This is a genomic window from Exiguobacterium sp. SL-10, from assembly GCF_004337025.1.
Classification (GTDB): Bacteria; Bacillota; Bacilli; order Exiguobacteriales; family Exiguobacteriaceae; genus Exiguobacterium.
Genome location: NZ_SJUP01000006.1, coordinates 42,530 through 67,170, shown reverse-complemented (window position 1 = coordinate 67,170; position 24,641 = coordinate 42,530). Strand labels below are relative to the sequence as shown.

The following is a 24,641-nucleotide window of genomic DNA, read 5'->3' as shown; positions in this document are numbered from 1 at the left end:
TTAGTGCGGGTCAGGTGACGAACAAATGAAAATTTTACACTTTTTTATAACTAAAATCTTTTTGAAGCGATGGATTTTGGTGTTGAGTATGGTTGCCTTACTGTTCCTAGCCAACTCTCTTTCTTTCATTGCTGCACGGTCCATTATTTCAACATTTCAAGGTTATCAAGATGTCGCTGTTTTTAATCAAGAAGGCAATTTCATTGCGAATCTAGACCCCGATCATGAAGCGAAGTTTGATAAAATCGATGTCAAAGATACACAAAAGTTATACGACTATCTAAATGACAACTATACATACGCTTTTCAAGCCGATGGGTTTGGCGCTGTATTGGACAATGAGCATGACATGGAACTTTCTTTCAGTTATATCAATGAAGATGCCTATAGAATCAACCAGTATGAATTATCTGAAGGAAACGATTTATATTTTGATTATCAGGTGGACGAAAATCAAATCCCTGTTTTAGTCGGTGCCGGTCTAGCCTCGACATATCCTGTGGGATCAACGATTGAGACCATGGATCCAGTCACCCAGCGAGTGGTTAATTTAAACGTTCAAGGGGTTTTAGAGAAGAATACGCACCGGTCTAATTTCTATGCGCCCGATTCAAAAAACTATTTTAATTTTGCGATTCTCCTCCCGGTGAACGAACAATTCATTCAACGTGCGGGCCTAGACCTTCATGTGAACGGATTGATGGATCTGGTGCTACTCGATTCGACAAAAGAGGAAGCTGCGGACTTGAATGAATACGTTCAAGAAAATATAGGTCTGAAACTTAACTTTTTTAGTCAACAAGAAAACTTTGATTACTTTGAGGCCTATTATGCGAACTCGATAAAAATAATCTGTGCCATCACCTTCGTTCTGCTTGTTATCCTTGTTGGTCTAGCAACGTGGACCACGTTGACGAGTGTTCGATTGATGATCAAAGAGTTTACCATCAATTTATTAGTTGGATTAAGTTATTCCAAACTGAGAACGATTTTTTATAGTTACTTCGGAATGTTGTTTTCAGTGATTTTAGCCGTGTTGTTCATAGTCATTGCGTTCAATCGATACGGCTATTGGATTAGAAAAGACGCCGTTTTTGCAACGTACGGGCTATTTGGTTTGATCAGTATGGATTGGCTTGCTTTACTCATGGTTCTTTTAATCAATCTGATGATTGGGTTAACGATTGTTGAACTGACGCTACGAAAAATAAAAAGGATTCCAATCTCGGTGGGGGTTTTACAATGAATCGCATTATGAAGTTAAAAATTCAGAACAAAACGTTCAAACAGAAAGGTTTTTCAATCTTGAATGATTTTGAGTTGGAAATTCAACCCGGGGAAAGAGTGTCAATCATCGGAGAGTCTGGGGTCGGAAAAACGTCGCTGCTTAATATTATCGGGTTGCTCGATACACAATACGAAGGAAGCTACGAGCTGTTTGGTTCAGCGGTGAAGGAGTTGTCACGAAATAAACTGGCGGAATGGCGCAATCAAAAGATTGGATTTGTTCTTCAAGATTCCGCGCTCATTAACTCTTTGACCATCGAGGATAATATCAAATTGCCTCTCCTGTATGCCAATATCGAAAAAAATCCCAGCGCCCAAAAACACTTTGAACGAATTGTTCAGAAGATTGGAATCGAGCCCATTTTGAAAAAGAAACCACTTGAGTGTTCGGGGGGGCAACGGTCTAGAGCTGTTTTTGCGAGGGCAGTCATGATGAATCCTCAAATCATTTTATCAGATGAACCGACGGCGTCATTAGATTCAAAAAACAAAGAAAAAATCATCGATCTACTGTTTGAAATGAACAAAGAATTTAATACGACGGTGATCACCGTGACGCATGATTTAGACGTGGCCCATCGTCACGACCGCATCATCACGCTCGAAATGAAGGAATGAGATATGTTCCATGAATGACGAAAGGCAGGTCGATTGTCGACCTGCCTGTTTTAGCGTGACTCGTAAGCCGCAATCCATTGATCCGGTGTCATCTTCGAGACGAGCTCGCCAATCAACACATACGGGATGTGTTTGACGTTGCCGAAACGGATACAGCTCTTGCCCATGTTCAACTTCGTCGGCACTTGTACGGCGTAGGATTCCTCGAACCAGCGGAGCAGTTCCGGGTCACTGTAGACGCCCATATGATACACGGCGACATGATTCTTTTGGGCGATGACGCTCAAGAAAGGGAGCGGGGTGCCCGGCGTGACGTGATACCCGGATGGATACGTCGACAGCGGGACGACATAATGGATGCCGTTCCCATCGGTCGTCTTCTCGAACCCGGCCGGCAAGTTCGCATCGATGACATCAATCAAACGGATGAAGGCGTCGAGTCGTTTGTCGTCGACGAGTGTCGTATAGTCCATCAGACGTCGCCTCCTCGTAAAATTTTCGCCATCGCCTTGCCTTTGGCGAGTTCATCGACGAGTTTATCCAAGTAACGGATCTCGCGCATGAGCGGCTCCTCGACGTTCTCGACGCGGACGCCGCAAACGACTCCTTTGATCAAGGCACGGTCTTCGTTCATCTTAGGTGCCGTGGCAAAGAACGTGTCAAAATCGACCTCGGCAGCGAGTTGGCGCTCGAGCCCAGCCTCGTCATAACCGGTCAACCAGCGAATAATCGTATCGACTTCGTCTTTCGTCCGTCCTTTTCGTTCGGCTTTCGCGACATAAAGCGGATAGACGCTCGCGAAGCTCGTCGTGTAAATGCGGTGTACCATGAAATCCCCTCGTTTCGTGGAAAGATACCTTCATTTTCTCACACAATCAAAGCTCACATCCAAAATGTTTTTTGTTGTAAATGCAACTAATTCAACTATACTAGACGTAACGTATTGCAAATACAACAATTAGGAGGATTGTATGAGAGACCAGTTGCGTGAAATCGGGATGATTGCCCGTGCCCTCGATTCGATCAGCAACATCGAGTTCAAAGAGCTCGAGCTGACGAAAGGGCAATATCTGTATTTAGTCCGGATTTGTGAAGAACCAGGCATCATCCAAGAGAAGCTCTCCGAACTGATCAAAGTCGACCGGACGACGGCGGCGCGGGCGATTCAAAAGTTGGAGACGAACGGACTAATCACGAAGCAGGACGATCCGAACAATAAGAAAATCAAACGACTCGTCCCGACCGAACGGGGCAAAGGATTGTACCCGGTCATCATCCGCGAGCACGAGCATTCGACGGACGTCGCGCTCTCCGGGCTGAGTGACCAAGAAGCCGAGCAGCTGCTCCGGCTGTTGAAGCGGGTCCGCCACAATATCGAAGGGGACTGGGATGCGGTGAAGAAAGGGAAGAAGCGAGACTACTAGAGGGGGAAAAATATGATCACAATCAAAGGTTGCACGATGGAAGACGTCGATGCGCTCCGAGACATCAGCATCGAGACGTTCACGGAGACGTTCGAAGCGGAGAACGACCCGGTGCATCTTGCGGCGTATCTCGAACGGGCGTACAACGTGCCGCAACTTAAAAAAGAGCTTTCGAATCCGGACTCACAGTTCTTCTTCGCCATACTCGACGGGGAGGTGGCCGGCTACTTGAAAGTGAACGCCAACAACGCCCAGACCGAGGCCATGGGTGAGGAGGCGTTCGAACTCGAACGGATTTATGTGCGACGCGTCTACCAAGGAAGCGGCGTCGGGAAAGCGTTGTACGACCAGGCCATCCAGTGTGCGAACGAGCTGAACAAACATGAGATCTGGCTCGGTGTCTGGGAACACAACCATAAAGCGCTCGCCTTTTACCGAAAACATGGTTTCGTCCAGACCGGGGCGCACACGTTCTATATGGGTGACGACGCCCAAGTCGACTTGATTATGGCCAAGCCGCTTCGTCCGTGACCCATTCCAATATCCCGGACAAGTCTTCGTAGACGGCGTCAGGGGCCAGGTCGGGCATGGCGATTGGTTTGCCATCGCGGTTGATCCAAGCCGTATGGAACCCAAAGTTCTTCGCACCGGCGATGTCCCAACCGTTCGAGGACATAAATAGTACCTCGTCGCGCTTCAATCCTCTGTTCTTGAACCAGTGCATATAGGCGGCCGGTGACGGCTTGGCTTGTTTGATGCCATCGATGCTGACGAGTTCGTCGAATAGGTCGGTGAATCCCGCATTTTTAATGAGTTCCTTGAGCATCGCGTCCGTCCCGTTTGAGAGAACGATGGTCTGTTTATGCTGTAGCTGCTGCAACACATCTGCGACTTCGTCATATGGCGACAACTCGGCATACGTGGCCATTAACGCGTCCTCGGTCTCGGTCGTCCACGTCACTTCGGCCGCCGACAAAGCATACCGCAGGGCGTCGCGCGTGACGACGGAGAAGTCCTCATAGCGGCCCATGATATGACGGGTGAAAAAGTAGTCGAGCTGTTTCGTCCGCCACGCTTGGCTGATCTGTTCACCTTTCCCCGGGAACTGTTCGTCACACGCCGTCTTGACGGAATGGACGTCGAACAAAGTCCCGTATACATCGAACACGAACGCTTGGATCGTCGGTTTCATCAAATCCCTCCTAAAGGTCGTCTAGCGCCTGTTTCACTTTATCGGCATGAATCGATAGGCGCAGTCCCTTTTTGATATACCCTTCTTTCTTCAAATTAGACATGATGACGCTCGTCGTCTCGCGTGTCGTCCCGACCATGGCTGCGATATCGGCGTGGGTCAATTTGATATTGATCGTCTGCCAGTCTTTCTTCCGCTCGCCGCTCTTCTCGCTCAACTTCAGCAGGAGATAGAGGATGCGGTATTTTACATCGGTCAAGGCGATCTTTTCACTGAGCGCGTATAAGTCTTTCAGCCGTTCGGAGAGGATATTGATTAGCTTCAAGGCGATTTTCGGGTTCTTCTCGATGAACTGTTCGAACTCGTCGACCCCGATCGTACACAAGTACGTGTCGGTCATCGCCTCGGCGTACAAGTCATCATCGGTCAACGAGAGTGTCGCCGTCTCGCCGAAGATGTTGCCGCTCGTCAAAATATCGACGGTGAACTGTTTGCCGTGCTGATTCATCCGGTAGAGCCGGACCTGTCCTTCTTTCAACAAGAACAGCGCCGGGATCGGAGCGTCCGGGGAGACGATGATCTTCCCTTTTTTGACCGGTCGCATCTGGCTCATCGCGTCGATCACTTTCAACTCTTGCATCGGCAGCTCGTCGAACAAGCTGATGTGCGAGAGCAATGTTAATTTGTCCATCGGTGGCACCTCACTTTCTAGTAATCTGTATTACTGTCTACTTAAATTGTAAACGATACAATGAGGAAAAGGGGGACGTGCTATGCTCGAACTGTATACGATTGACGGCTGCTCCCGTTGTCACTTGGTCAAATTGCGCCTGAACGAATTGGCCATCCCGTTCATCGAGAAGAACCTATTCGAGGAGCCCCGCTACGTCGAAGAACTGCTCAAATTGAACCAGCCACTCGTGACGCCGACGCTCGTCGACGAAGCGCGCGTCTTCACCGGAAAAGCGTTATGGGACGAGCTCGAATTGAATAAGTGAACAGGTCAAAAAGGGAGCGATCTGGCTCCCTTTTGGTCATGGTGTGACGTATGCGGCTAAAAACTCGGTGACTTCTCCTGGTGTCTTCGCGTTCGCGCTATGAAGATGTCCAATCTTTTCGCCGTTCTTATACACGAGCAGGCTCGGGATGCCCATCACTTGCTCACGTTCGGACAGGGCAGGCAGCTTGTCCTTATTGAGCGTATGGAGCGGCATGTCACCCAATGTCGAGGTGACGTCCGGCATGAAGGCGTCGAGCCGTCTGCAGTCCGGGCACCAGTCCGTGTAGAATTTGACGATCGTATGGTCGTTGGATGAGACGAGTTGTTCGAATTGTTGCTCGGTTGTGATGTTCATGTGTTTTCCTCCATTAGCGTATGGCCGCTTTCGGTGCGACTTGTTTTTCCGTTCGTAGCTTGAAGACGATGGCTAAGATGAATGAGAAGAATAGATGTGTGACAAGGCTCATCAATTGATCCGGGGCGAACGCGTTCGCGAGGTTCGTCCCCATGCCCATCATGAGCGGCATGACGACGAGCGGTCCGACGATCCAAATGCCAATCCCGAACAGAACGGCGAGCGTCCAAAGGTTCGAGATGACCAAGTGTCCGAGTCCGAACGTGACCCCGAAGATGACGCTGATGATCATATGAACGATCCAACCGACGACGAGGCTCTCACTGCCGACCATGCTCGCAATCATGCCAATCATGCCCATCATCTGCATGAAGAGCCCGAACAAAATCCCGCCGATCACTCCACCAATCACGCCGTTGACCACGTACCGTTTCATCTTCCTCACTCCTTCTAGTTTGATACAATAAGCGTATATCGGATGGGGCGATATTTCTGTAACCGTCCTTACAAACCCGAAAAAAAATGACGCCGGTTCGGCGCCATCTTGTCATTTGAGATTCTTTTTGATGTATTGGACGATCTTTCGGAGCTCGGTCGCCGTCAGACGGCCGAACGGGCTCGTCTGAATCTGTTGATACAACAGCCGTCCACCTTCATCGATGAGGAAGTAAGCCGGTTCTCCGTGCTCACCGTGGTCGGCATATGGAGCGTCGGTACCATGATACTGCACGCCATAGTCGAGCAACGTCTCGAGCGTCTCGTCGTGAAGGACCGGGAAGCTGAGCGCGTTGTCGTCGACCATTTGTTTCAAGTCCTCAGCTTTGTCGGTCGAGATCGTCACGAGACGGATGCCTTTGTCTTGGAAGTAGCCTTGTTGGCTCTCGAGCTCTTTCAAGTCTTGGACACAGACCGGGCACCAAGCACCGCGGAAGAAGATGATGAGATGCCAGCCGTCGTGTCGTTCAATCGATTCTGCGAGTGAGAACGAGTCTCCTGACACGTCCGGCAACTGGATGTCAGGGGCCTTGTCACGTAAGTTGAATAGTGTAGCCAATGGAATTCCTCCTCTGTATATGATCGTCAGGAATCCAGCCTAACATGCCACGCATTATTTTGTTTGTAAGCTAGCTAACACGATAGGAGGAATACGATGTACGTCCCAAAACTATACGCCGTAAACGATTCAAAAGAAGTCCATGCCTTTCTGAAGGCACACCCGTTCGGCACCGTCGTCACGCATGACGGACAGAAGCCGATCGCGACGCACGTACCGCTCCGGTTTCATGAAGAGGACGGTCACACCTGGTTCACGACGCACATCGCGAAAAACAATCCACAATGGCAAACGATTGAAGATCAGACCGTGCTCTTGATTATCCAAGGTCCGGACGCCTACGTCTCCGCGTCATGGTACGGGCATGAGGACGTCTCGACGTGGAACTATCAGGCGGTGCATGCATACGGACAGGCGACCATCTTGAACGCGGCACAACTCGAGGAAGACTTGGCCGGGCTATTGCGGGACCATGAAGGAGACCGCCATCACGCCGTCGTTTGGGAAGAACTATCCGAACCGGTGCAGCGGCAGAAGTACGGGGTCGTCGGGTTCCGCATCGAGATTTCGGAGATGCAGGCGGCGTTCAAGCTGAGCCAAAATCGTAACGAAACGGATTATACACGAATCGTCACAGAGCTCGAACAAGCAGGGTGTCCGCTGGCGGACGTGATGCGCGAGAAGCGGCAATCGTAAAGCATTGATTCGACGTATCATAAGTTTGGAACTTAAATCTATTTATGAAGCGAGCGAAAATCAATGAAGATGAAATGGATTGTACGAATACTAGGTGGGCTGATCATCATCTTGGCCTTGGTGGAGCTGGCGACGGACTGGGCAGATCCGCCGAACCCACCGATTAGACACGTTTTTGAAGAACCGATTGCGTTTCCGTTTGAAATCACACGGCGTTATACAGAAATCGACATTCAAGTGCCACATCATCTCCATAATTTCGTATTTCATTATGTGAACGAGGAGACGGCACAAGAACTGCGTTACATCGTCCTTAAAGTCGTCGATGAACCTACAGACATGGACGACCTCTCATCATACGGAGACCAATACGTACTTGCGGACGGGACATCTGCTTTCTATGATGAGACGGAATCGACGTCACAAGGGTTGTGGTGGAAGAACAAAGACGGCTTTACCACCCGAATCATCTACTACATCGATGGCAATTCCGTCGAACTCGATGATGAGACCCGTTTGCAGGTTCAACAATTAATCAACTTGGCCAATCAAACGTTATGACGAAAGCCCGCATCTCACCAGTCGAGAGAAGCGGGCTGTTTCTATTTTTTGAAAGATATCTTGAAGTTCAGATTGACAGCACTCCTGAATTCATCCTATACTCATAAATGATAATGATTATCAATGTCGGCGTCAGAACGTTGTCATAGAGAAAAAAGGGGATTAAATCATGAAAAGCTACAAGAAAATGCTACATATGTTCATCATCATGTCTGCTTTCGTGCTCGTGCTCGCAGGATGCGGCTCGAACAATGAAGATGCAGCCACGACAGATGAATCTGCTGAAACGGCAGAAGGCTATCCGATCACAATCAAACACGCGTTAGGCGAGACGGTCATCGACAAGAAGCCAGAACGCGTCGCAACGGTCGGTTGGTCGAACCAAGACGTGGCGCTCGCGCTTGACGTCGTACCAGTCGGTTTCTCGGCTGCGAACTACGGTGTCCAAGACGGCAGCGGCATGTTGCCATGGACGGCTGACAAGTTGAAAGACCTCGGTGAAGAAAACCCAAACATCTATCAAGATACGGACGGCCTCGACTTCGAAGCGATCGCCGACTCACAGCCGGACGTCATTCTCGCTGCCTACTCAGGCATCACGCAAGAAGATTATGATACGTTGACTGAGATCGCACCGGTCGTCGCATACCAAGAGACGCCTTGGGTGTCATCATGGCAGGACACGGTTCGTTACGACTCAATGGCCATGGGCATGGAAGCAGAAGGCAAACAGTTGATTGAAGACACAGAGAAACTCATCGCCGACAAGGCGGCTGAAGTACCGGAGATGAAAGGGAAGAAAGCGGCATTCATCGCGCTCAGCCCGGACGATCTGTCGAAGTTCTACATCTACACGACAGGTGACCCGCGCGGTGCCTTCATCGAAGAGCTCGGCATGGAGTACCCTGAGAACATCACAAGCCAAATCAAAGATGAGAACAGCTTCTACCTCGAGCTCAGCTCAGAGAACGCTGATATCTTGAACGATGTCGACATCTTCGTTGCCTACGGGAACGAAGAGACGTTGAAAGCACTTCAAGCTGACCCGCTCTACAGCAAAGTGCCGGCCATCAAACGCGGTTCGGTCGTCATGATCGAAGACAACACGCCGCTCGCGGCTGCTGGGACACCATCACCACTCTCGATCGAATACACGATCGACGACTACGTGAAACTCGTGTCAGAAGCACTCGCGAAAGTCGAGTAATCAAATGAATATGCCGAAGAAGTTACACACGCCGAAACGGTTCGAGCTCCTCCTCGTAGGGTCGCTCGTCCTGCTCGTCGTCTGTATGCTCGCTTCGCTTGCTTTCGGCTCACGGACAGTCGGATGGGATGAACTGCTTGACGGTTTATTCCGTCCGGCTGTTCAGTCGTATGAAGCGGACATCGTCCGGCAGCGGGTCGTTCGGACGGTGTTCAGTTTCATGTGCGGGGCGGCGCTCGGTGTCTCGGGTGCATTGATGCAGTCGGTGACACGTAACCCGATCGCCGACCCGAGTATTCTCGGGGTCAACACGGGAGCGGCGCTGTTCGTCGTCGTCGGGATCGCCTTCTTCAACATCTCGACTGCGAGCGACTATATTTGGTTCGCGCTCGCTGGTGCGCTTCTCACGGCCGCGTTCGTGTTCGGCATCGGTTCGCTCGGACGAGGCGGGTCGACACCAATCAAGCTCGTCTTGGCCGGTGCGGCGACGAGTGCGGCGTTGTCCTCACTCGTCATGGCCATCATGATCCCGCGCTCGAACGTCATGGACCAGTTTCGGTTCTGGCAAGTCGGTAGCGTCGGGGCCGGGACGATGGACTCGATTATGACGTTCCTGCCGTTCTTTATCGGCGGCATCGTCATCGCCATCCTGGCGGCACCGTCCCTCAATATCTTGGCGCTCGGGGAAGAACTTGCCACGGGTCTCGGTGTCCGTATCGGCACGTTGAAATTGATTGCTTCGTTCGCCGGCGTCATTTTATGCGGGGCGGCGACGGCACTGGCTGGACCGATCGGCTTTATCGGTCTCTTGGCGCCACACCTCGTCCGCTTGATCATCGGTGCGGATGAACGCTACATCATCCCGATGTCGGCACTGACGGGTGCGATTTTATTGACGTTCGCCGATGTGGTCGGGCGGCTGCTCGGCAGTCCCGGGGAACTCGAGGTCGGAATCGTCACGGCGTTCGTCGGAGCCCCAATTTTGATTGCGTTGACGATGAAAGTGAAGGTGCGTGGCCTATGAACCATCAATCGATTCAACCAATCATTCAGAACAGTCGCAAACGTCGGCAACGTACGGTCGCAGTGACGCTCGTCCTGTTCGGGTTCGCTCTCGTCTTGAGCGCGACGATGCTCATGCTCGGCAATACGATTTATTCGGTCGGAGACGTCGTCCGGGTCTTGTTCGGGGAACAAGTGCCGGGTGCGTCGTTCGCCGTCGGCACGATTCGCCTGCCACGAATGCTCGCCGGCGTCTTCGCCGGACTCGCGTTCGGGATCGCCGGCACGGTGTTCCAGACGATGCTCCGTAACCCGCTCGCCAATCCCAACGTCATCGGTATCACGACCGGTTCGAGTGCGGCGGCGGTATTCTGTATCGTCGTCTTGCAAGCGAGCAACACGGTCGTCTCGATCGGCTCCATCATTGGAGGACTCGTGACAGTCGTCGCCATCTATTTCTTATCAAAAGGCGCCGCCTTCTCGATCGGTCGACTCGTCTTGGTCGGAATCGGGATTCAAGCGATGCTGACGGCGGTCATCAACTATCTACTGCTCATCAGCCGACAAAACGATGTCGGCACGGCGATGCGTTGGTTGAGCGGCAGCCTGAACGGCGTCAAGATGGAGACGCTACCACCGCTCATGATCGCGGTCGCGCTCTGTCTGCCGATCATCCTCCGGCTCAGCCGGCAGCTCCAGATTTTAGAGCTCGGGGAGATGACGGCGACGTCGCTCGGCGTCAAGACGAACCAGACGCGGGTGCTCTTGCTCGTCGCGTCCGTACTCATGCTGGCGCTTGCGACGGCGACGACGGGCCCGATCGCGTTCGTCGCGTTCCTAGCGGGACCGATCGCGAAGCGGCTCGTCGGGGACGGGCGTTCGACGATTATTCCGGCGGCACTCGTCGGTGTCATCTTGGTGCTCGCGGCCGATCTCATCGGTCAGTTCGCCTTCACGGCCCGCTACCCGGTCGGTGTCATCACCGGCATGGTCGGGGCGCCGTATTTGATTTATCTCTTGATCCGGATGAACCGGAGAGGGGAGTTATAAGCAAAAGGAGCCGTGTCTGGTGGGACACGGCTCCTTTTGTTGAAAGCGTCAACAAAATTTCATTGACTTCTCTGTCGCTTGAGGTGTATGCTAAAAATCCTGCCCAAAAAAGAGAGGCCGGGAACTGGCATCAGTTCATTATGAGTCAGAGAGGAACATGATCCCATGAACCAACAACAATTAGTCGAGCGTGCCCGCCAAGTAAAAGAGAACGCCTACTCCCCATATTCAAACTTCCGCGTCGGAGCGGCGCTTCTCATGAAGGACGGAACGGTCATCGACGGCGTCAACGTCGAGAACGTCTCGTTCGGTGCGACGAACTGTGCCGAGCGTACGGCCATCTTCACAGCGGTCGCGCAAGGCTATAAAAAAGGTGATTTCGAAGCCGTCGCGGTGTCAGGTGACACGGTCGATTTCTTACCGCCATGCAGCATTTGCCGCCAAGTGCTCGTCGAGTTCGGCGACCCGGACTTCAAAGTATTGCTCACGAACGGCAACGCCGACGTAAAAGAAGTGACGCTTGAAGAACTCGTCCCGCTCGCGTTCACAGAGCTTGAAATGTAACCGCAATGCTCCCGTATCTATCGATGCGGGGGCATTTTTGATTACCGCCAAAAATTAAACAAGAGTCGCGGAACGGCGAGTGCGAGTTCGAATAAAAAGTCGGCGGCTAAGTCGGTGCGATTCGGTAAGTTGGACAGTTTCGGTCTGACGATGTGACCACGGACCGGCTTTTTTCTTCCTTTTAGACGAATCCGAATCGAGGTGGCGGATGCCAAATTAGGACTGTCCATCACTTGGAAGTGAAGGTGCGGTTCAGACAAATCCCCCGAGTTCCCGCAACGACCGATCAATTGGCGCGTCTTGAGACGGTCTCCGACGTTGACAGCAATCGAGCCGGCTTCGAGGTGGGCGAGGAGACTGTACTCCCCGCCAGCGTGTTCCAGGATGACGTGATTGCCGAAGGGGTGGTTCGAATCTGGGACGTCCGGTACATCATCGACAACCACGACAACCGTCCCGTCCAACGGGGTGATGACGCGTTCCCCGAACGCATAAAACGAGTGGTTCCCTGACTTTGACTTGTTATACGACCAGTTGTTGTTCACTTTTATAAAATCGTAGGCGTATCGTTGCGAGCGTTCCGGATAGTGCCTATTTTCACCAGGATGTGTGCCGCCTGATAGGACGAGCCAGTCATCCGTGAACGGGAGGTGGTATGTATGTTTCGTGAAGCGACGGTCGCCCCTCGAATCGGGTTGATGCGGTGTCATGAGTAGTTCCTCGATGAGTTCGTCCTGATTGAACGTCACGCTAAGCATGCGTTCTTTCCGGTCATCCATCCAGACGAGATGCCGGCTACCGTTCAATTTCATGTCATTGATCACACGATAGCGGCGAACGCCTTCATTGAATGAGGTGGCGAGCCGGTAGAACGTGTCGAGCGAGGTCTGCTGTTTGAATGAGTCGGTCGTCTGGCTATAAATCGAATCGAATTGACCATCGAGAAATGATTTAGGAAACGTTCGGACGTCGAGTTGCATATAGGTTCCACCTTTGCTGGTTGTTCCTATTGTATACGGCGTCAAGAACATAAAGTTTCGAGCATACAAAAAGCTGAGCCCAGATGGACTCAGCAAGTGTCATTCATTCGGTTCCCACGGATTGAAAAAGTTGTACGCGGGATGCACCCCTTCTAACGTCCGGAACTCATAGTCGCGTTCTTTCGCATAACGGATAATCGTATCGAGCGCTTGCGGTGTCATCGAGTGATCGTGTGCCAAGATGATGGAGGCGACATTCAGCTCGTAATTCGCCTCGAGCCGGTTGAACACCCGCTGCTCGATTGGAGCATTGTCTTTCTTATAGATATGGTCGAGACTGCCGACGTTCCAATCCCAAATCTCGAAACCGGCCTCGTCCATCGCTTGCCAGTGCGCGGGCGTCATCCCTGCGTCACTCCCATAGATGGTACGGGCCATATTCGTATGGATACCCGTCACTTCATAAATGAGACGTTGCACGTCCTTCATTTGACGCACGGCCGTCATCGGCGACGCATAAAACTCCTCGCGCACGTGTGTCATGCCATGTAAGGCGATGAGATGGCCTTCGGCGACGATGCGTCGGATGAGGTGCTCATTGCCCGCGATATTTTTCCCGAGGATGAAGAAAGTCGCCTTCACCCGATGCTTCTTCAAGACGTCGAGCAACGCTCCCGTCTTCCGGTTCGGTCCGTCATCGAGCGTCAAATAGATGAGACTGCGGTCGTTATAGGCTTTCGGTTTCGGGATCGCTGCCTGTGACAGGGAGCTGATCAACAAAAAGATGGACATGAGCAAAATGACGCGTTTCTTCATCCTAACAAAACTCCCTCGAGGAAAAAATCAGGTGACGTGGTATCGGTTTGAAGGTTAGAGTACCATAGATTCGATTCAGAAATGAAGCGAATAATGCCCCTGAAATTAAAAATCAGGGCAGGGATGTGATGTCGGTTCAGTTCGTTACAGGGAGTTCATAAATCTGTTCATCGTCTTCCGTCGTGACATAGGTGAAATTCAACTTTTTCAAGAGGGCGATGGACGCCTCGTTCGTCGCGAGCGCACCCGCTTTAATCGTCTCGGCCCCTTGGTCGGACAAGTGACCAATCAGTTCCGACACGACTTCGAAGGCATAGCCTTGGCGCGAGTGGAGGGGTGAAATCGTATAACCGATCCAATACGTCGTCCCGTCTTGTTGCACATACAAATCGCCGATCAAGTCATTCGTCTCTTGATGGATGATGGCGAGTTGCATCCCGTCCACGATGGATGGGGGCTTCAGCAAGGAGCGTTGATAGTCTTCATAAGACAAACCTTTGAACGACTGGTACTGCATCCAGACCAAGTCGTTGCGATACGTCATAAACGATTCGATGTCTGATGGTTCGAACGGACGAACACGACAACGGGCTGTCATCAGTTTCACGAGAGTGTCTACCTCCTGTACGATTTTTCTGAACGGTTCACTTTCAGTTTACACGGGATGTGAATCAACATGACAAAAAAACTAAATCCGGTCGTCTACCGGACTCAGGTGCTTATCGTGAAATCATTTCTCCGTCTTCAGGAACGATGAGTCGCTCGACGAAGCCATGTTCCGCCGCATAGGTGCGTAAGTCGGCACGCGACAAGTTCCAATGGTTGACCGCTTCCATATGGACCGCGATGATTGTCGCCTCGGGTGCAGCCTCATGCACGTGGCGGACATCCTCTTCGTTCATGACGAGCGACCCGCCTTCGACGAATTGGTTGTCGCCGGCGTTGACGACGATGACCTCTGGTTGATGCGTTTGAATCGTCTTAGCGACTTCGTCATACCAGACCGTGTCCCCGGCGACATAGAGCGTCTGTTCCGAAGAGTGGGTGAAGACGACCCCGCACACGAGACCGGCCATTTCCAAGATTGGTCCACGTCCGTGCTCCCCGGATGTCTTCGTGAGGCTGATGTCAGCGAACGCCGTCGTATCACTCAATACGCTCACGTTCGTGAAGCCGTCGCCTTCGATGACGTTCAAGTCGTCCTCGTTTTGGACGAACAACGGGATTGCTTTTGGCAGTGCTTGTTTCGCGACTTCATCATAGTGGTCGAGATGCAGATGCGTCAAGATGACGGCGTCGACGCCTGCCAAGACGTCCTTGATTGGAATGGGCAAACTGACCAACGGGTTGTTCTCATCTTGCCGTGCTGAGTTCGGGAACGGCGGATAGGCACCCTTCTCCCCGAGGAACGGGTCGATGAGGAACGTCTTCCCGGCGTATTCGACACGCAGTGTGGCATTACGGATCAATTGTATGTGCATAGAAAAGTCTCTCCTTTTGGCTATAATGTATGTACAGTCTAACAATCAGCCGCGCTTCCATACATAACACGAATCAAGTGTTTTCACGGATTGGCTTGAATAATGAAAGGAGTCACCTATGCTCGATTCAACAGACCGCCTCATCCTCGAGGCGCTTCAGGCGAACAGTCGGATGACGATGAAAGAACTCGGGGCACACGTCCACTTAACGGGACAGGCGACGGCGACGCGCGTCAAAAAGCTCGAAGACCTCGGCATCATCGAAGGCTATACGGTTCGCGTAAACGAGGACAAGCTCGGGCTGCCGGTCCACGCGATGATCACCATCTTCACGTCGAGCACGTTCCACGATCCGTATCTCATGTTCCTCGAGGAGCACCGGCCGTACGTCCGCAATAACTACAAGGTGAGCGGGAACGGCTGTTACGTCTTGGAATGCCGCTTCCCGTCGAACCAAGAGCTGAACGCCTTTTTGGACGGGCTCAGCAAGTACGTCAATTATAAGTTGTCGCTCGTCATCAACTGAAAAAGGACTTGTGAATCGCTTGATTCACAAGTCCTTTTTTAATGCCTCCGCCCCGCGCGGATGATAAAGCGATATTCTTCACTCTTGAAATACGTCTCTGTGAACTCGAAGCGACTGCCATCCATGAGGAACGAATAGAGTTGCACTTTGAGTACAGGCGTTCGTTCACTCACGCCGAGCATCTCGGCGATATCTTTGGTCGGAAGCACCGGAATGAACTCTTGGACGCTGTCCGCAATTTTTAATTGTTTCACGTCTTCGATATAGGCGTACTTTGATTTCGTCATCACTTCGTACGTCAAGTCGGGAAACAGCTTTAGTGGCAAGTATGTGTCCTCGACGATGAGCGGTTCGCCGTCTGCGAATCGTTGGCGCCTCACGTAGAAGACGAGCTCGCTATCTTCGAGTTCGAGTGCCTCTCGCACTTTCTCATTCGGTGGCTGCAACGTGAAGGTGAGTACTTTGTTCGTCACTTCTTTCCCTTCTCGTTTCATGTCTTCGGTGAAGCTTTTTAATTCGTACATGTTGTGTTCAATCTTTTCGGACTGGACGTATGTGCCGCTGCCTTGTCGTTTCCATAAGAGACCTTCCTCTTGCAGCAATTTGACCGCCTGCCGCACAGTCACTCGACTGACGCCGAACTCTTCAACGAGTTGAGCCTCGGTCGGGATTGCCTCACCGGGCGCCCACGTGCCGGATTCGATAAACGTGCGCATTTTGTGGGCGACTTGTTGGTAGAGCGGTGATTTTGCTTTCATGACTGATCCTCCGATTTCGACCTGAATTCATACTTCTAGTATACACAAAGTAAAACGTTTTCAAAAATGTTGTTGACGTTTAAAATAATATGTATTAAATTTGTATTGTAATCAATGAGATATGTATTCGAAAGGGGAACGCACACATGAAACAAGGACAACGCCTCGTCGTCGTCGGTGGCGGCAGCACGTACACAATCGGTATGATGATGAGCTTGATCGAAGAGAAAGCTCACTTCCCACTACGTTCAATCACGTTTTACGATACGGATGGTGAGCGCCAGGAGCGTGTCGCCAAAGCGACTGAAATCCTCTTGCGTGAGCATTACCCAGAGCTCGAGCTGTTCGAGTATACGACGGACAAGGAATACGCCTTCCGCGACAAGGACTTCTTCTTCGTTCAAATTCGAACGGGCGGCCTGGAGATGCGCGAGAAAGATGAACAGATTCCGCTCCGTCACGGCGTGGTTGGACAAGAGACGTGTGGACCGGGCGGGATGTCGTACGGGATGCGGTCGATCGGGGACATGATTGATCTCGTCGCAGACATCCGCCAAGGCTCACCGGGCGGCTGGATCTTAAATTATACGAACCCTGCCGCAATCGTCTCCGAGGCGTTGAAGCGTGTCTACCCGAATGACAAAAAGATTTTGAATATCTGTGACATGCCTGCCGCAATCATGGTGAGCTACGCGAAGATTCTTGGCAAAGAGATTTGGGATCTCGTGCCGGAATACTTCGGCCTCAACCACTTCGGTTGGTTCACAGGCATCTATGACAAAGAAGGCAACGAATTGACGGAAGACATCAAGCGCGCCATCTTAGAGGACGGGTTCATCCCAGAAGACTCAGAGATCGCAAACGATCCATCTTGGATCAAGACGTTCAAGCAAGTCGAGAAGATGCTCACCGACTTCCCGGAATATTTGCCGAACACGTATCTTCAGTATTATTTGTATCCGTCCGACATGGCGGAGAAGGAAGACGTGGAGAATACGCGGGCCCGTCAAGTCATCAACGGCCGCCAACAACGTGTCTTCTCGATGTGCGATCAAATCATCGCTGACGACTCGCTCGAGAACGTGCATCTTGAAGTCGACATCCACGGTTGCTACATGATTCGCGTCGCAGCGTCACTCGCTTACAACAATGGCGACATCTTCATCGTCATGGTGAAGAACGACGGCATCATCGCTAACTTGCCGGATGATGCGATGGTCGAAGTGCCGGCGATGCTCACGAATCGTGGACCAAAGCCGTTCGCGGTCGGACACATTCCGCGCTTCTATAAAGGGATGATTGAAGGACAGCTCGCTTACGAACAACTCGTCGTCGACGCTTATTTCGAGAATAGCTACGAGAAGGCACTTCAGGCACTCACGCTCAATCGGACTGTCGTCGATGCGCCGGTCGCCCGTCAAATTCTTGACGATTTGATCAACGAGAACGAGAACTATTGGCCGACCCTCAAACAACGGGAAACGGTCGCACGCTAAAGACGAAGGGGAGTCATTCCCCTTTGTTCGTTTTGTGAATTGATAACGCTTACACATGAGGAGTGAATCAAATGAGTCAATGGTTCGGGGTATTTCAAAAGTTCGGGAAGGCGCTCATGGTGCCAGTCGCGCTCTTGCCGGCGGCCGGTATTTTACTTGGTCTCGGCGCGGCGCTAACAGGTCCACTTGCAGAAAGTTGGACGTTTTTGCAGAACGGGACGGTCGAAGCGATTAGTGCCGGAATGCTTCAAATCGGCTTGAGCATCTTCGCCAACTTGCCAATCATCTTTGCGATTGGCGTCGCGGTCGGTCTGTCCGGCGGGTCGGGAATTGCGGCACTCGCCGCACTCGTCGGCTACGTCATCATGAACACGACGATCTCGATTGCCCTTGGGATCACACCGGAAATGGCTGCTGAGAGCGGGGAGTACGGCATGTTGCTAGGTATCCCGTCACTTGAGACGGGTGTGCTTGGCGGGATTGCGGTCGGGTTGCTTGCGGTCTGGGTATATAAGAAATTCCATACGTTCAATCCGCCAGAGATGCTCGGCTTTTTCGCCGGAGATCGTTCGGTCGGGATTGTCATGGTATTTTTCTCGATTTTGCTCGGTTTCTTTATGATGCTCATCTGGCCTCCGATTCAGACCGGTCTCACGGCGATGGCGAACGTCATCGCGAGTGACGCGACGAATCCGGCTTATGTCGGACTATATGGAATGCTCGAGCGGCTGTTGATTCCGACCGGATTGCATCACATTTGGTACGCACCGTTCTTATGGACGTCACTCGGCGGCACGGCGACGGTCGGCGGTTCGATTGTGAGCGGGGACCAATACATTTTCCTCGCCCAAATCGCAGAAGGTGTCGACGTGACGGCCGGACGCTTCATGGCAGGGAAGTTCCCGATTGTCATGTTCGGTCTTCTTGGAGCGGCGTTCGCCATGTACCGTCAGGCCGACCCGGACAAGCGTCCCGTTGTGCGTGGTCTCTTACTCGCAGCGGCAGGGACGGCGTTCTTGACCGGGATCACAGAACCGATCGAGTTCACGTTCTTATTCATTGCACCACTTCTTTACGTCGTGCACAGCGTATTGACTGGGGTATCGTTCGCACTCATGTATGCCCTCGACGCCCAGATCGGCTGGGCCGGTGGGTCGGGTCTGATTGACTACGTATTGGTGAACGTGTTGCCGGGGACACCGCGCTGGTGGATGAACCTCGTCGTCGGGGCGGGATTCTTCTTCGTCTATTACGGCATCTTCACATTTGCGATTAAAAAGTGGAATTTGGCGACGCCAGGACGTGGGGGACAAGAGACGAAACTGTTCACCCGCAAAGACTACGATGAGAAGAAATCAGGGAAGACATCGATTCAAACGACGGCACTTGCGATTCAAGAGGCGCTCGGAGGCCGTGATAACATCATCGACATTGATGCTTGTTTCACACGTCTCCGTGTCGAACTGAAAGACGTATCGCAAATCGATGAGGAAGAATTGAAGGCACTTGGAGCGGCCGGGGTCGTGAAAGTGAAAAACAATATACAGGCCATCTTTGGGGGGCGCTCCGACTTGTACAAGAATGAGTTGCTCAAAATGCATAAAGAGATGGATCAAGCGAATTAAAAAAAGAGCTCAACCGTTGCGGTTGGGCTCTTTGTGCGAGTTGAGAAAGTTAGTTCATAGCGGCCGGGGTACGATAAAACTGGACACCTTTGATCAGTGCCGACAGGACAAGTCCAATCGCGAGCGGCAACGTGATGACGCCGATGCCTTGCTCGGTGACGATCATATTGCCTTCTTCATAGTAGCCTTTTAGATAGAACAGACCTGAACCGACCGTCTCGTTCAACTCTAGCGTCGAAACGTTGAGATACACCATGATGGCGAATAGCGAGATGACACTGATTGAGACGAATAGCGTGGAGAATGATAGTTTATAATTCATAACAAGACTCCTTTCGTATGATAGCTCACATCGATTTTACCATTAAATTACATTCGTAATATGAGTCAAAGGGATTATCTTTTTATTCATTTTAAGAGTACATATTAGAAAACAGCTTATTTATTTGTTCATATTTGAGTAGTATTGGTAAGTTGTTTTATTGTACAAAAAAAAGTACAATTAGAACATGAAAGGAGGGGTTATAATGTCTACAATTACCTATAGTGATGCACGAAAAAACTTCAAAAAAGTATTAGATCAAGTTCACGAAAATAGTGAAGCGATTGTCATCTCACGAAAGAATAGTGAGAATGCCGTCATTATGTCAGAACAAGAATACGAAAGTTTAATGGAAACCATTTATTTGTTAAGAAGCCCGAAAAATGCGGAGCGGCTATTAGAATCCATTAAACAGATTGAAAATAATGATGCAACGGAAAGAGAATTAATGAATGAGTAAATCTTTATTATTCACTGATAATGGGTGGGAAGATTATTTGTATTGGCAAAAAGAAGATAAAAAGAAATTGAAGCGAATCAATTTGTTAATCGAGGATGTTAGAAGAAACGGAAATTTGAATGGAGTTGGTAAACCAGAAGCATTAAAAGGGAACCTACAAGGTTTCTATAGTCGTAGAATTGATTCAGAGCACAGACTCGTTTATCGAGTTACAAATCAATATGTAGAAATTTTACAATGTCGATACCACTACTCATAAATGGACTCACGCCTTTGTTGGTATGAGTCCATTTTCATTTATACAAATCCCACAACTTGTGTGCCTGCGTTCGCATCATCTCCCGCAATTCAAGTGGCTCAACAACCTCGACTTCCGCCCCAGCTGCGAGCAATTGCCGAGACAAGAACGGAAGCTCGGCCTCCGGCACAATCCACTCATTCTTTTCAGCGATATCGGGTAATACGTCTTCAAGTAGACGTCGACCGAGCGTGGTGATCTCGAGACGAACAGTCACACCGATTCGTTCGTCACTTGCCTCGAGAAGCGTCTCCAAATCGTCCGCTTCGAACGTCTCATCGAGCATGCGCATCGCTTCAATCCGATCGATGCGATATTGGCGCAGCCCGTAATCCGAGAGGCCATACACATACCATTTTAAATTGAGGAGTGCCATCCCGACCGGCGCAACGGTGAACGTGCGGCTGCCTTTCGTCGTCGCATATGTCATCTCGATGTTGCGCCGTTGTTCGACTGCTTGAAAGATTTCTTTCGTGAACGGGGCAGGCGGGACGGTCTTATTCCCGAGCCAAAGGATGTTCTTTTCAAGCCGAGCGATTTTTGTCTCAAGGTCGTGCGGCAATTCGTTCACGTACCAGTCGGACAGCGTATCGCGCATATCGCCGAACGGTACGTCCGGTATCTGTTCCATCCATTTGAGGGTAAGATAGAGCGCGACCGCTTCTTGTTCGCGGAGCTGGAGCGGCGGTAACAAGCGGTTCGGCAACATCTCATAGCCACCGCCCGTGCCGGGTACACTCCAAATCGGATAGCCGAGTTCTTCAAGTGTCAGCATGTCGCGTTGAATCGTCCGGACCGAGGCACCCGTCTCATGGGCGAGTTCGTCCGCGGTGAACCGTCGACCCCGATTCAATAGTCGAATCAACTGCAAATGTCGTTTTTTCATTTCATCCATTCCCGTCAAGTTTTGTCGTTTTTATCGATTAAGCTGAATGTATCACGAATCAAGGAGGAGTTCATTATGGCAAACGTCGTCTTATATATCGCGACGAGTTTGGATGGAAAGATTGCCCGTACGAACGACCAACTCGATTGGTTGTTCGCGATTGAAGGGGAAGGGGACAACGGTTACGCTGACTTCTTTAAGACGGTCGGTGCGGTCATCATGGGACGGAGGACGTACGAGGAAGTGCTCGTGCTTGAGCCGGACGGTTACCCGTACTACAAGATTCCGAACTATATTTTGACGCGGAGCCCGGACCGGGAGGCCGAGCACGTCACGTTCACCGATGAGCCAATCGAGCAGCTTGTCGAACGGTTGAAGCAAGACATCGACGGGGACATTTGGATTGTCGGGGGAGGCGAGGTCATCAAGGCGGCGATGGCGCACGACTTGATCGACCGCTATGAGATCGCCATCGCGCCGGTCGTATTAGGGGCAGGCATCCCGCTGTTCCCGGAAGGCACGAAAGAGACGAAGTTGAAACTGACGGGTCAACGGGCGTCCGGACAGTTCGTCATGGTGACGTACGAGAAGGCATAAAAAATGGTCCATTACCGTAACGTTCGACTAACTCCACGTTATGGTGACGGACCAAAAGTTATAAGAATTCAAATAAAAAAAGGGATATAAAGTAGAGGATGGGAAGAAAGGTGATGACTAAGCCGATGACTCTAATTGATTTTTTAAACTGCATGACTAAACCAATAAACCATACCCCGAATAGCAGCAACCAATAGTAGCTAGACGCAGGTTGAGGCCCTTCTGCCATGCCACTTATTCCAAGAGCCAAAATAGTGAGAGCGGTAACAACCAATCCCGTTATAATGTTCATTATAATTAAAAACACTTTATTCAATTTCTTTCCCCCTTCAATTTGATCTATGTCTTGTAAGATACTTTGGTTGCATCCCTCAAACGACTTCCTTTTCTTTTTTGAAAATGCCAACTAACAGCAGGGTCAGTCCGATTAAGAAAATAATGGGGAAGATAAGCCACATGATTAATCCGGCCCAAGCATTTTCGACACTGATTGCATAGGAGAGTCCGACTGAAAATGCTAAAGCGGGTGAAATGGGAAGCATCAGAGCGATGCCCCATACTTTAAGTTTTGTTTTTATCGATTCACCCGTACTAAACCAATAAGCCACAAATGCACCTATACCTGCAATGATATATCCGATTGCAATGGCCATCTGATTACGCCCTCCTCTCTTTAATAACAATGAAAATAAGCGCTTCTCAGGTAAACGTTGACGTTGACAACTTCAAACCACTATATATTTTCCATATATGTAATAAAATATCCTTTAACAATCTAGTTATTCATTTGCATGATTGTACGCTGACGATGAATAGACTCTAGCACCTCCAACTGAATCCATCAAAAAACCGAGCCCTTAAAGGACTCGGCTTTTTTCATACATGCTTCCGCTGAAACGCGGCAATCGCTTCATACTCTTCCGCGAGATGACGGGAGAGTCGGATATAGATCGGCAGCAACTCCCGGTAGATGGTCGTCGCCTCCGCGTCAGGTACATGTTCATGCGTCACTTGCGGCACAGCCGTGAAATCATCCACGTCGCCGAACGCATACTCGCCGAGCATGACCGCCCCTAAACACGAGCTCTCATGGCTCTCCGGCACGACGACCGGCGTATCGAAAATATCGGCCATCATTTGGCGCCACAGGCTCGACTGGGCGAAACCGCCTGTCGCGTGAATCCGGTTCGGCGCGCCCGTCAACTCGTCGAGCGCCAGCATGACCGTATACAAGTTGAAGATGACACCTTCTAATACCGAGCGGATGAAGTGCTCGCGCTTATGGTGAATGCTCAAGCCGAAGAACGAACCGCGTGCGTTCGAGTCCCAGAGCGGGGCCCGCTCCCCCATCAAGTATGGGTGGAACAGGAGTCCGTCTGAGCCCGGTTTGACCGTCTCGGCGATACGCGTTAATACGTCATAGGCGTCCATTCCGAGCCGTTTCGCCGTCTCGACCTCGCTCGCTGCGAACTCGTCGCGGAGCCAGCGCAAGATGATGCCGCCGTTATTGACCGGTCCGCCGATGACCCAATGCTTGTCGGTCAAGGCGTAACAGAAGATGCGGCCTTTCGGATCCTCGACCGGTTCCCGGACGACCGTGCGGATGGCGCCACTCGTACCGATCGTGACGGCGACGACACCTTGTTCGAACGCCCCGACACCGAGGTTCGACAACACCCCGTCACTCGCCCCGATGACAAGTGGGAAGTCCCAACCGAGCGTCTCGGTGACGTCTGGTTTGAGTGTCAGAATCGCTGTCGTCGGCACGAGTTCGGATAGTTGCTTGGGCGTGACCCCGGCGACGGCGAGCGCTTCCGCATCCCAGTCACATTCCTTCAAATTGAACAGCCCTGTCGCCGAGGCGATCGAGTGGTCGATGACGAAACGACCCGTCAGGCGATAGAAGACGTACTCTTTGATCGAGACGAACTTGGCCGCCTGGTCGAATACATCACGGTGTTCGGCCTTCAGCCAACGCAGTTTCGACAGCGGTGCCATCGGATGGACCGGCGTGCCAGTGCGCATATGGAGCGCGCTCGCGTCGAACTCGCGTTTGATTTCTTGCGTATACGGGTTGGCCCGGCTGTCGGCCCACGTGATGCTGTGGGTGAGCGGACGACCTGACGCATCGAGCGCGATCAGGCTATGCATCGCCGAGCTGAATGAAGCGAACCGAATCGGCCCGTCGACTTTCGCGCGGACGGCCGAGATTGCCTCGAGCACGGCCCCGTAGATGACGACCGGGTCTTGCTCGGCCGTCTCCGTGTCCGGGGTGAGGAGCGGGTACAACACGTTATGTACCGCGAGTTGTTGCTGGTTATGGAACAGGACGGCTTTCGTACTCGTCGTCCCGATATCGACACCAATCGTGTACACACACATCACT

The 24,641-nt window shown here is 51.3% G+C and carries 34 protein-coding genes; 17 read left to right on the top strand and 17 right to left on the bottom strand.

The genetic code is table 11. From position 1 onward, the window contains the following. The first annotated feature begins 25 nt into the window (after window positions 1-25). Entirely contained in the window at window positions 26-1,246 is a 1,221-nt protein-coding gene (locus EVJ33_RS08605; RefSeq protein WP_131436295.1) for an ABC transporter permease family protein, read from the top strand. After that, window positions 1,243-1,905 (top strand): ABC transporter ATP-binding protein, encoded by a 663-nt coding sequence (locus EVJ33_RS08600; RefSeq protein ID WP_131436294.1) that lies wholly within the window; start codon window positions 1,243-1,245, stop codon window positions 1,903-1,905. The genes EVJ33_RS08605 and EVJ33_RS08600 overlap by 4 nt, the downstream gene beginning before the upstream one ends. A gap of 50 nt (window positions 1,906-1,955) precedes the next feature. On the opposite strand, the gene EVJ33_RS08595 is transcribed toward EVJ33_RS08600, so the two are convergent. Then, complete coding sequence (locus tag EVJ33_RS08595) at window positions 1,956-2,378, bottom strand: DUF1801 domain-containing protein (RefSeq protein WP_131436292.1); 423 nt, start codon at window positions 2,376-2,378, stop codon at window positions 1,956-1,958. Further along, on the bottom strand, window positions 2,378-2,734 hold the full coding sequence (locus EVJ33_RS08590; RefSeq protein ID WP_131436290.1) for a DUF2200 domain-containing protein: 357 nt from the start codon (window positions 2,732-2,734) through the stop codon (window positions 2,378-2,380). The genes EVJ33_RS08595 and EVJ33_RS08590 overlap by 1 nt, the downstream gene beginning before the upstream one ends. Window positions 2,735-2,876: 142 nt before the next feature. Between EVJ33_RS08590 and EVJ33_RS08585 the strand changes: the two genes are divergently transcribed. Together EVJ33_RS08585 and paiA are read left to right on the top strand one after the other, a co-directional pair. Next, entirely contained in the window at window positions 2,877-3,329 is a 453-nt protein-coding gene (locus EVJ33_RS08585; protein ID WP_131436288.1) for a MarR family winged helix-turn-helix transcriptional regulator, read from the top strand. Between the two features lie 12 nt (window positions 3,330-3,341). Continuing rightward, the gene (paiA, locus tag EVJ33_RS08580; protein WP_131436286.1) at window positions 3,342-3,860 is read left to right on the top strand and encodes a spermidine/spermine N(1)-acetyltransferase; all 519 of its coding nucleotides are present in this window, start codon (window positions 3,342-3,344) and stop codon (window positions 3,858-3,860) included. On the opposite strand, the gene EVJ33_RS08575 is transcribed toward paiA, so the two are convergent. Further along, a complete protein-coding gene (locus EVJ33_RS08575) occupies window positions 3,835-4,521 on the bottom strand; it encodes a haloacid dehalogenase type II (protein ID WP_131436285.1) in 687 nt (228 codons plus the stop codon). The two genes, paiA and EVJ33_RS08575, sit on opposite strands and share 26 nt — an antisense overlap. A gap of 10 nt (window positions 4,522-4,531) precedes the next feature. After that, complete coding sequence (locus EVJ33_RS08570) at window positions 4,532-5,212, bottom strand: Crp/Fnr family transcriptional regulator (protein WP_131436284.1); 681 nt, start codon at window positions 5,210-5,212, stop codon at window positions 4,532-4,534. Window positions 5,213-5,294: 82 nt separating this feature from the next. Between EVJ33_RS08570 and EVJ33_RS08565 the strand changes: the two genes are divergently transcribed. Then, window positions 5,295-5,519: a glutaredoxin family protein gene (locus tag EVJ33_RS08565; protein ID WP_131436283.1), complete on the top strand. Its 225-nt coding sequence runs from the start codon at window positions 5,295-5,297 to the stop codon at window positions 5,517-5,519. A gap of 36 nt (window positions 5,520-5,555) precedes the next feature. On the opposite strand, the gene EVJ33_RS08560 is transcribed toward EVJ33_RS08565, so the two are convergent. The 3 genes from EVJ33_RS08560 to EVJ33_RS08550 all read right to left on the bottom strand — a co-directional run bounded on the left by EVJ33_RS08560 (window position 5,556) and on the right by EVJ33_RS08550 (window position 6,930). Next, window positions 5,556-5,876: a thioredoxin family protein gene (locus EVJ33_RS08560; RefSeq protein WP_236634576.1), complete on the bottom strand. Its 321-nt coding sequence runs from the start codon at window positions 5,874-5,876 to the stop codon at window positions 5,556-5,558. Window positions 5,877-5,889: 13 nt separating this feature from the next. Further along, window positions 5,890-6,312, bottom strand: a complete 423-nt coding sequence (locus tag EVJ33_RS08555; RefSeq protein ID WP_131436281.1) for a hypothetical protein — start codon at window positions 6,310-6,312, stop codon at window positions 5,890-5,892. Window positions 6,313-6,423: 111 nt separating this feature from the next. Then, a complete protein-coding gene (locus EVJ33_RS08550; protein WP_131436279.1) occupies window positions 6,424-6,930 on the bottom strand; it encodes a peroxiredoxin family protein in 507 nt (168 codons plus the stop codon). Window positions 6,931-7,026: 96 nt separating this feature from the next. Here EVJ33_RS08550 and EVJ33_RS08545 point away from each other — a divergent pair, with 96 nt between their 5' ends. The 6 genes from EVJ33_RS08545 (at window position 7,027) to EVJ33_RS08520 (ending at window position 12,010) form a co-directional block, all read left to right on the top strand. After that, on the top strand, window positions 7,027-7,626 hold the full coding sequence (locus EVJ33_RS08545) for an FMN-binding negative transcriptional regulator (protein WP_131436277.1): 600 nt from the start codon (window positions 7,027-7,029) through the stop codon (window positions 7,624-7,626). A 63-nt stretch (window positions 7,627-7,689) separates the two neighbouring features. After that, window positions 7,690-8,187: a hypothetical protein gene (locus EVJ33_RS08540; protein ID WP_131436275.1), complete on the top strand. Its 498-nt coding sequence runs from the start codon at window positions 7,690-7,692 to the stop codon at window positions 8,185-8,187. Window positions 8,188-8,356: 169 nt separating this feature from the next. Further along, complete coding sequence (locus EVJ33_RS08535; RefSeq protein WP_131436273.1) at window positions 8,357-9,394, top strand: iron-siderophore ABC transporter substrate-binding protein; 1,038 nt, start codon at window positions 8,357-8,359, stop codon at window positions 9,392-9,394. A 10-nt stretch (window positions 9,395-9,404) separates the two neighbouring features. Then, window positions 9,405-10,418 carry a FecCD family ABC transporter permease gene (locus tag EVJ33_RS08530; protein WP_483297305.1) on the top strand — a complete coding sequence of 338 codons (1,014 nt, stop codon included), beginning with the start codon at window positions 9,405-9,407 and terminating at the stop codon, window positions 10,416-10,418. Next, on the top strand, window positions 10,415-11,446 hold the full coding sequence (locus EVJ33_RS08525) for a FecCD family ABC transporter permease (RefSeq protein WP_131436269.1): 1,032 nt from the start codon (window positions 10,415-10,417) through the stop codon (window positions 11,444-11,446). The genes EVJ33_RS08530 and EVJ33_RS08525 overlap by 4 nt, the downstream gene beginning before the upstream one ends. Window positions 11,447-11,611: 165 nt before the next feature. Then, on the top strand, window positions 11,612-12,010 hold the full coding sequence (locus tag EVJ33_RS08520) for a cytidine deaminase (RefSeq protein ID WP_021066236.1): 399 nt from the start codon (window positions 11,612-11,614) through the stop codon (window positions 12,008-12,010). Window positions 12,011-12,051: 41 nt separating this feature from the next. Here the strand turns inward: EVJ33_RS08520 and EVJ33_RS08515 are convergent, their stop codons facing one another. From EVJ33_RS08515 to EVJ33_RS08500, 4 genes are all read right to left on the bottom strand, one after another. Next, window positions 12,052-12,990: a M23 family metallopeptidase gene (locus tag EVJ33_RS08515; RefSeq protein WP_161566918.1), complete on the bottom strand. Its 939-nt coding sequence runs from the start codon at window positions 12,988-12,990 to the stop codon at window positions 12,052-12,054. 99 nt (window positions 12,991-13,089) lie between these two features. Beyond that, window positions 13,090-13,806 (bottom strand): polysaccharide deacetylase family protein, encoded by a 717-nt coding sequence (locus tag EVJ33_RS08510; protein ID WP_131436265.1) that lies wholly within the window; start codon window positions 13,804-13,806, stop codon window positions 13,090-13,092. Window positions 13,807-13,942: 136 nt separating this feature from the next. Next, window positions 13,943-14,404 (bottom strand): GNAT family N-acetyltransferase, encoded by a 462-nt coding sequence (locus EVJ33_RS08505; RefSeq protein ID WP_201739689.1) that lies wholly within the window; start codon window positions 14,402-14,404, stop codon window positions 13,943-13,945. A 121-nt stretch (window positions 14,405-14,525) separates the two neighbouring features. Further along, a complete protein-coding gene (locus EVJ33_RS08500; RefSeq protein WP_131436263.1) occupies window positions 14,526-15,287 on the bottom strand; it encodes an MBL fold metallo-hydrolase in 762 nt (253 codons plus the stop codon). Window positions 15,288-15,405: 118 nt separating this feature from the next. Between EVJ33_RS08500 and EVJ33_RS08495 the strand changes: the two genes are divergently transcribed. Then, window positions 15,406-15,813, top strand: a complete 408-nt coding sequence (locus tag EVJ33_RS08495; RefSeq protein ID WP_131436262.1) for an Lrp/AsnC family transcriptional regulator — start codon at window positions 15,406-15,408, stop codon at window positions 15,811-15,813. Between the two features lie 38 nt (window positions 15,814-15,851). Here the strand turns inward: EVJ33_RS08495 and EVJ33_RS08490 are convergent, their stop codons facing one another. Then, window positions 15,852-16,571, bottom strand: a complete 720-nt coding sequence (locus EVJ33_RS08490; RefSeq protein WP_131436261.1) for a GntR family transcriptional regulator — start codon at window positions 16,569-16,571, stop codon at window positions 15,852-15,854. Between the two features lie 146 nt (window positions 16,572-16,717). On the opposite strand from EVJ33_RS08490, the gene EVJ33_RS08485 reads away from it, so the two are divergent. After that, window positions 16,718-18,067 carry a 6-phospho-alpha-glucosidase gene (locus EVJ33_RS08485; protein WP_131436259.1) on the top strand — a complete coding sequence of 450 codons (1,350 nt, stop codon included), beginning with the start codon at window positions 16,718-16,720 and terminating at the stop codon, window positions 18,065-18,067. Window positions 18,068-18,138: 71 nt separating this feature from the next. Further along, the gene (locus EVJ33_RS08480) at window positions 18,139-19,692 is read left to right on the top strand and encodes a PTS transporter subunit EIIC (RefSeq protein ID WP_131436257.1); all 1,554 of its coding nucleotides are present in this window, start codon (window positions 18,139-18,141) and stop codon (window positions 19,690-19,692) included. Between the two features lie 49 nt (window positions 19,693-19,741). Here the strand turns inward: EVJ33_RS08480 and EVJ33_RS08475 are convergent, their stop codons facing one another. Next, complete coding sequence (locus tag EVJ33_RS08475; RefSeq protein WP_131436255.1) at window positions 19,742-20,014, bottom strand: hypothetical protein; 273 nt, start codon at window positions 20,012-20,014, stop codon at window positions 19,742-19,744. A gap of 205 nt (window positions 20,015-20,219) precedes the next feature. On the opposite strand from EVJ33_RS08475, the gene EVJ33_RS08470 reads away from it, so the two are divergent. Both EVJ33_RS08470 and EVJ33_RS08465 read left to right on the top strand, forming a co-directional pair. After that, window positions 20,220-20,474: a type II toxin-antitoxin system Phd/YefM family antitoxin gene (locus EVJ33_RS08470; protein ID WP_131436253.1), complete on the top strand. Its 255-nt coding sequence runs from the start codon at window positions 20,220-20,222 to the stop codon at window positions 20,472-20,474. Beyond that, window positions 20,467-20,733, top strand: coding sequence for a Txe/YoeB family addiction module toxin (locus EVJ33_RS08465; protein WP_131436251.1), 267 nt, complete (start codon window positions 20,467-20,469; stop codon window positions 20,731-20,733). The genes EVJ33_RS08470 and EVJ33_RS08465 overlap by 8 nt, the downstream gene beginning before the upstream one ends. 34 nt (window positions 20,734-20,767) lie before the next feature. On the opposite strand, the gene EVJ33_RS08460 is transcribed toward EVJ33_RS08465, so the two are convergent. After that, window positions 20,768-21,658 (bottom strand): helix-turn-helix transcriptional regulator, encoded by an 891-nt coding sequence (locus EVJ33_RS08460; RefSeq protein ID WP_236634575.1) that lies wholly within the window; start codon window positions 21,656-21,658, stop codon window positions 20,768-20,770. A gap of 75 nt (window positions 21,659-21,733) precedes the next feature. On the opposite strand from EVJ33_RS08460, the gene EVJ33_RS08455 reads away from it, so the two are divergent. After that, window positions 21,734-22,255, top strand: a complete 522-nt coding sequence (locus tag EVJ33_RS08455) for a dihydrofolate reductase family protein (protein WP_131436247.1) — start codon at window positions 21,734-21,736, stop codon at window positions 22,253-22,255. A gap of 58 nt (window positions 22,256-22,313) precedes the next feature. Here EVJ33_RS08455 and EVJ33_RS08450 read toward each other — a convergent pair whose 3' ends face one another. From EVJ33_RS08450 to gntK, 3 genes are all read right to left on the bottom strand, one after another. Next, entirely contained in the window at window positions 22,314-22,571 is a 258-nt protein-coding gene (locus EVJ33_RS08450; RefSeq protein WP_131436245.1) for a hypothetical protein, read from the bottom strand. A gap of 55 nt (window positions 22,572-22,626) precedes the next feature. After that, window positions 22,627-22,908 carry a hypothetical protein gene (locus EVJ33_RS08445; RefSeq protein WP_131436243.1) on the bottom strand — a complete coding sequence of 94 codons (282 nt, stop codon included), beginning with the start codon at window positions 22,906-22,908 and terminating at the stop codon, window positions 22,627-22,629. Window positions 22,909-23,131: 223 nt separating this feature from the next. Continuing rightward, window positions 23,132-24,637 carry a gluconokinase gene (gntK, locus tag EVJ33_RS08440; protein ID WP_201739682.1) on the bottom strand — a complete coding sequence of 502 codons (1,506 nt, stop codon included), beginning with the start codon at window positions 24,635-24,637 and terminating at the stop codon, window positions 23,132-23,134. Window positions 24,638-24,641: the final 4 nt, after the last annotated feature.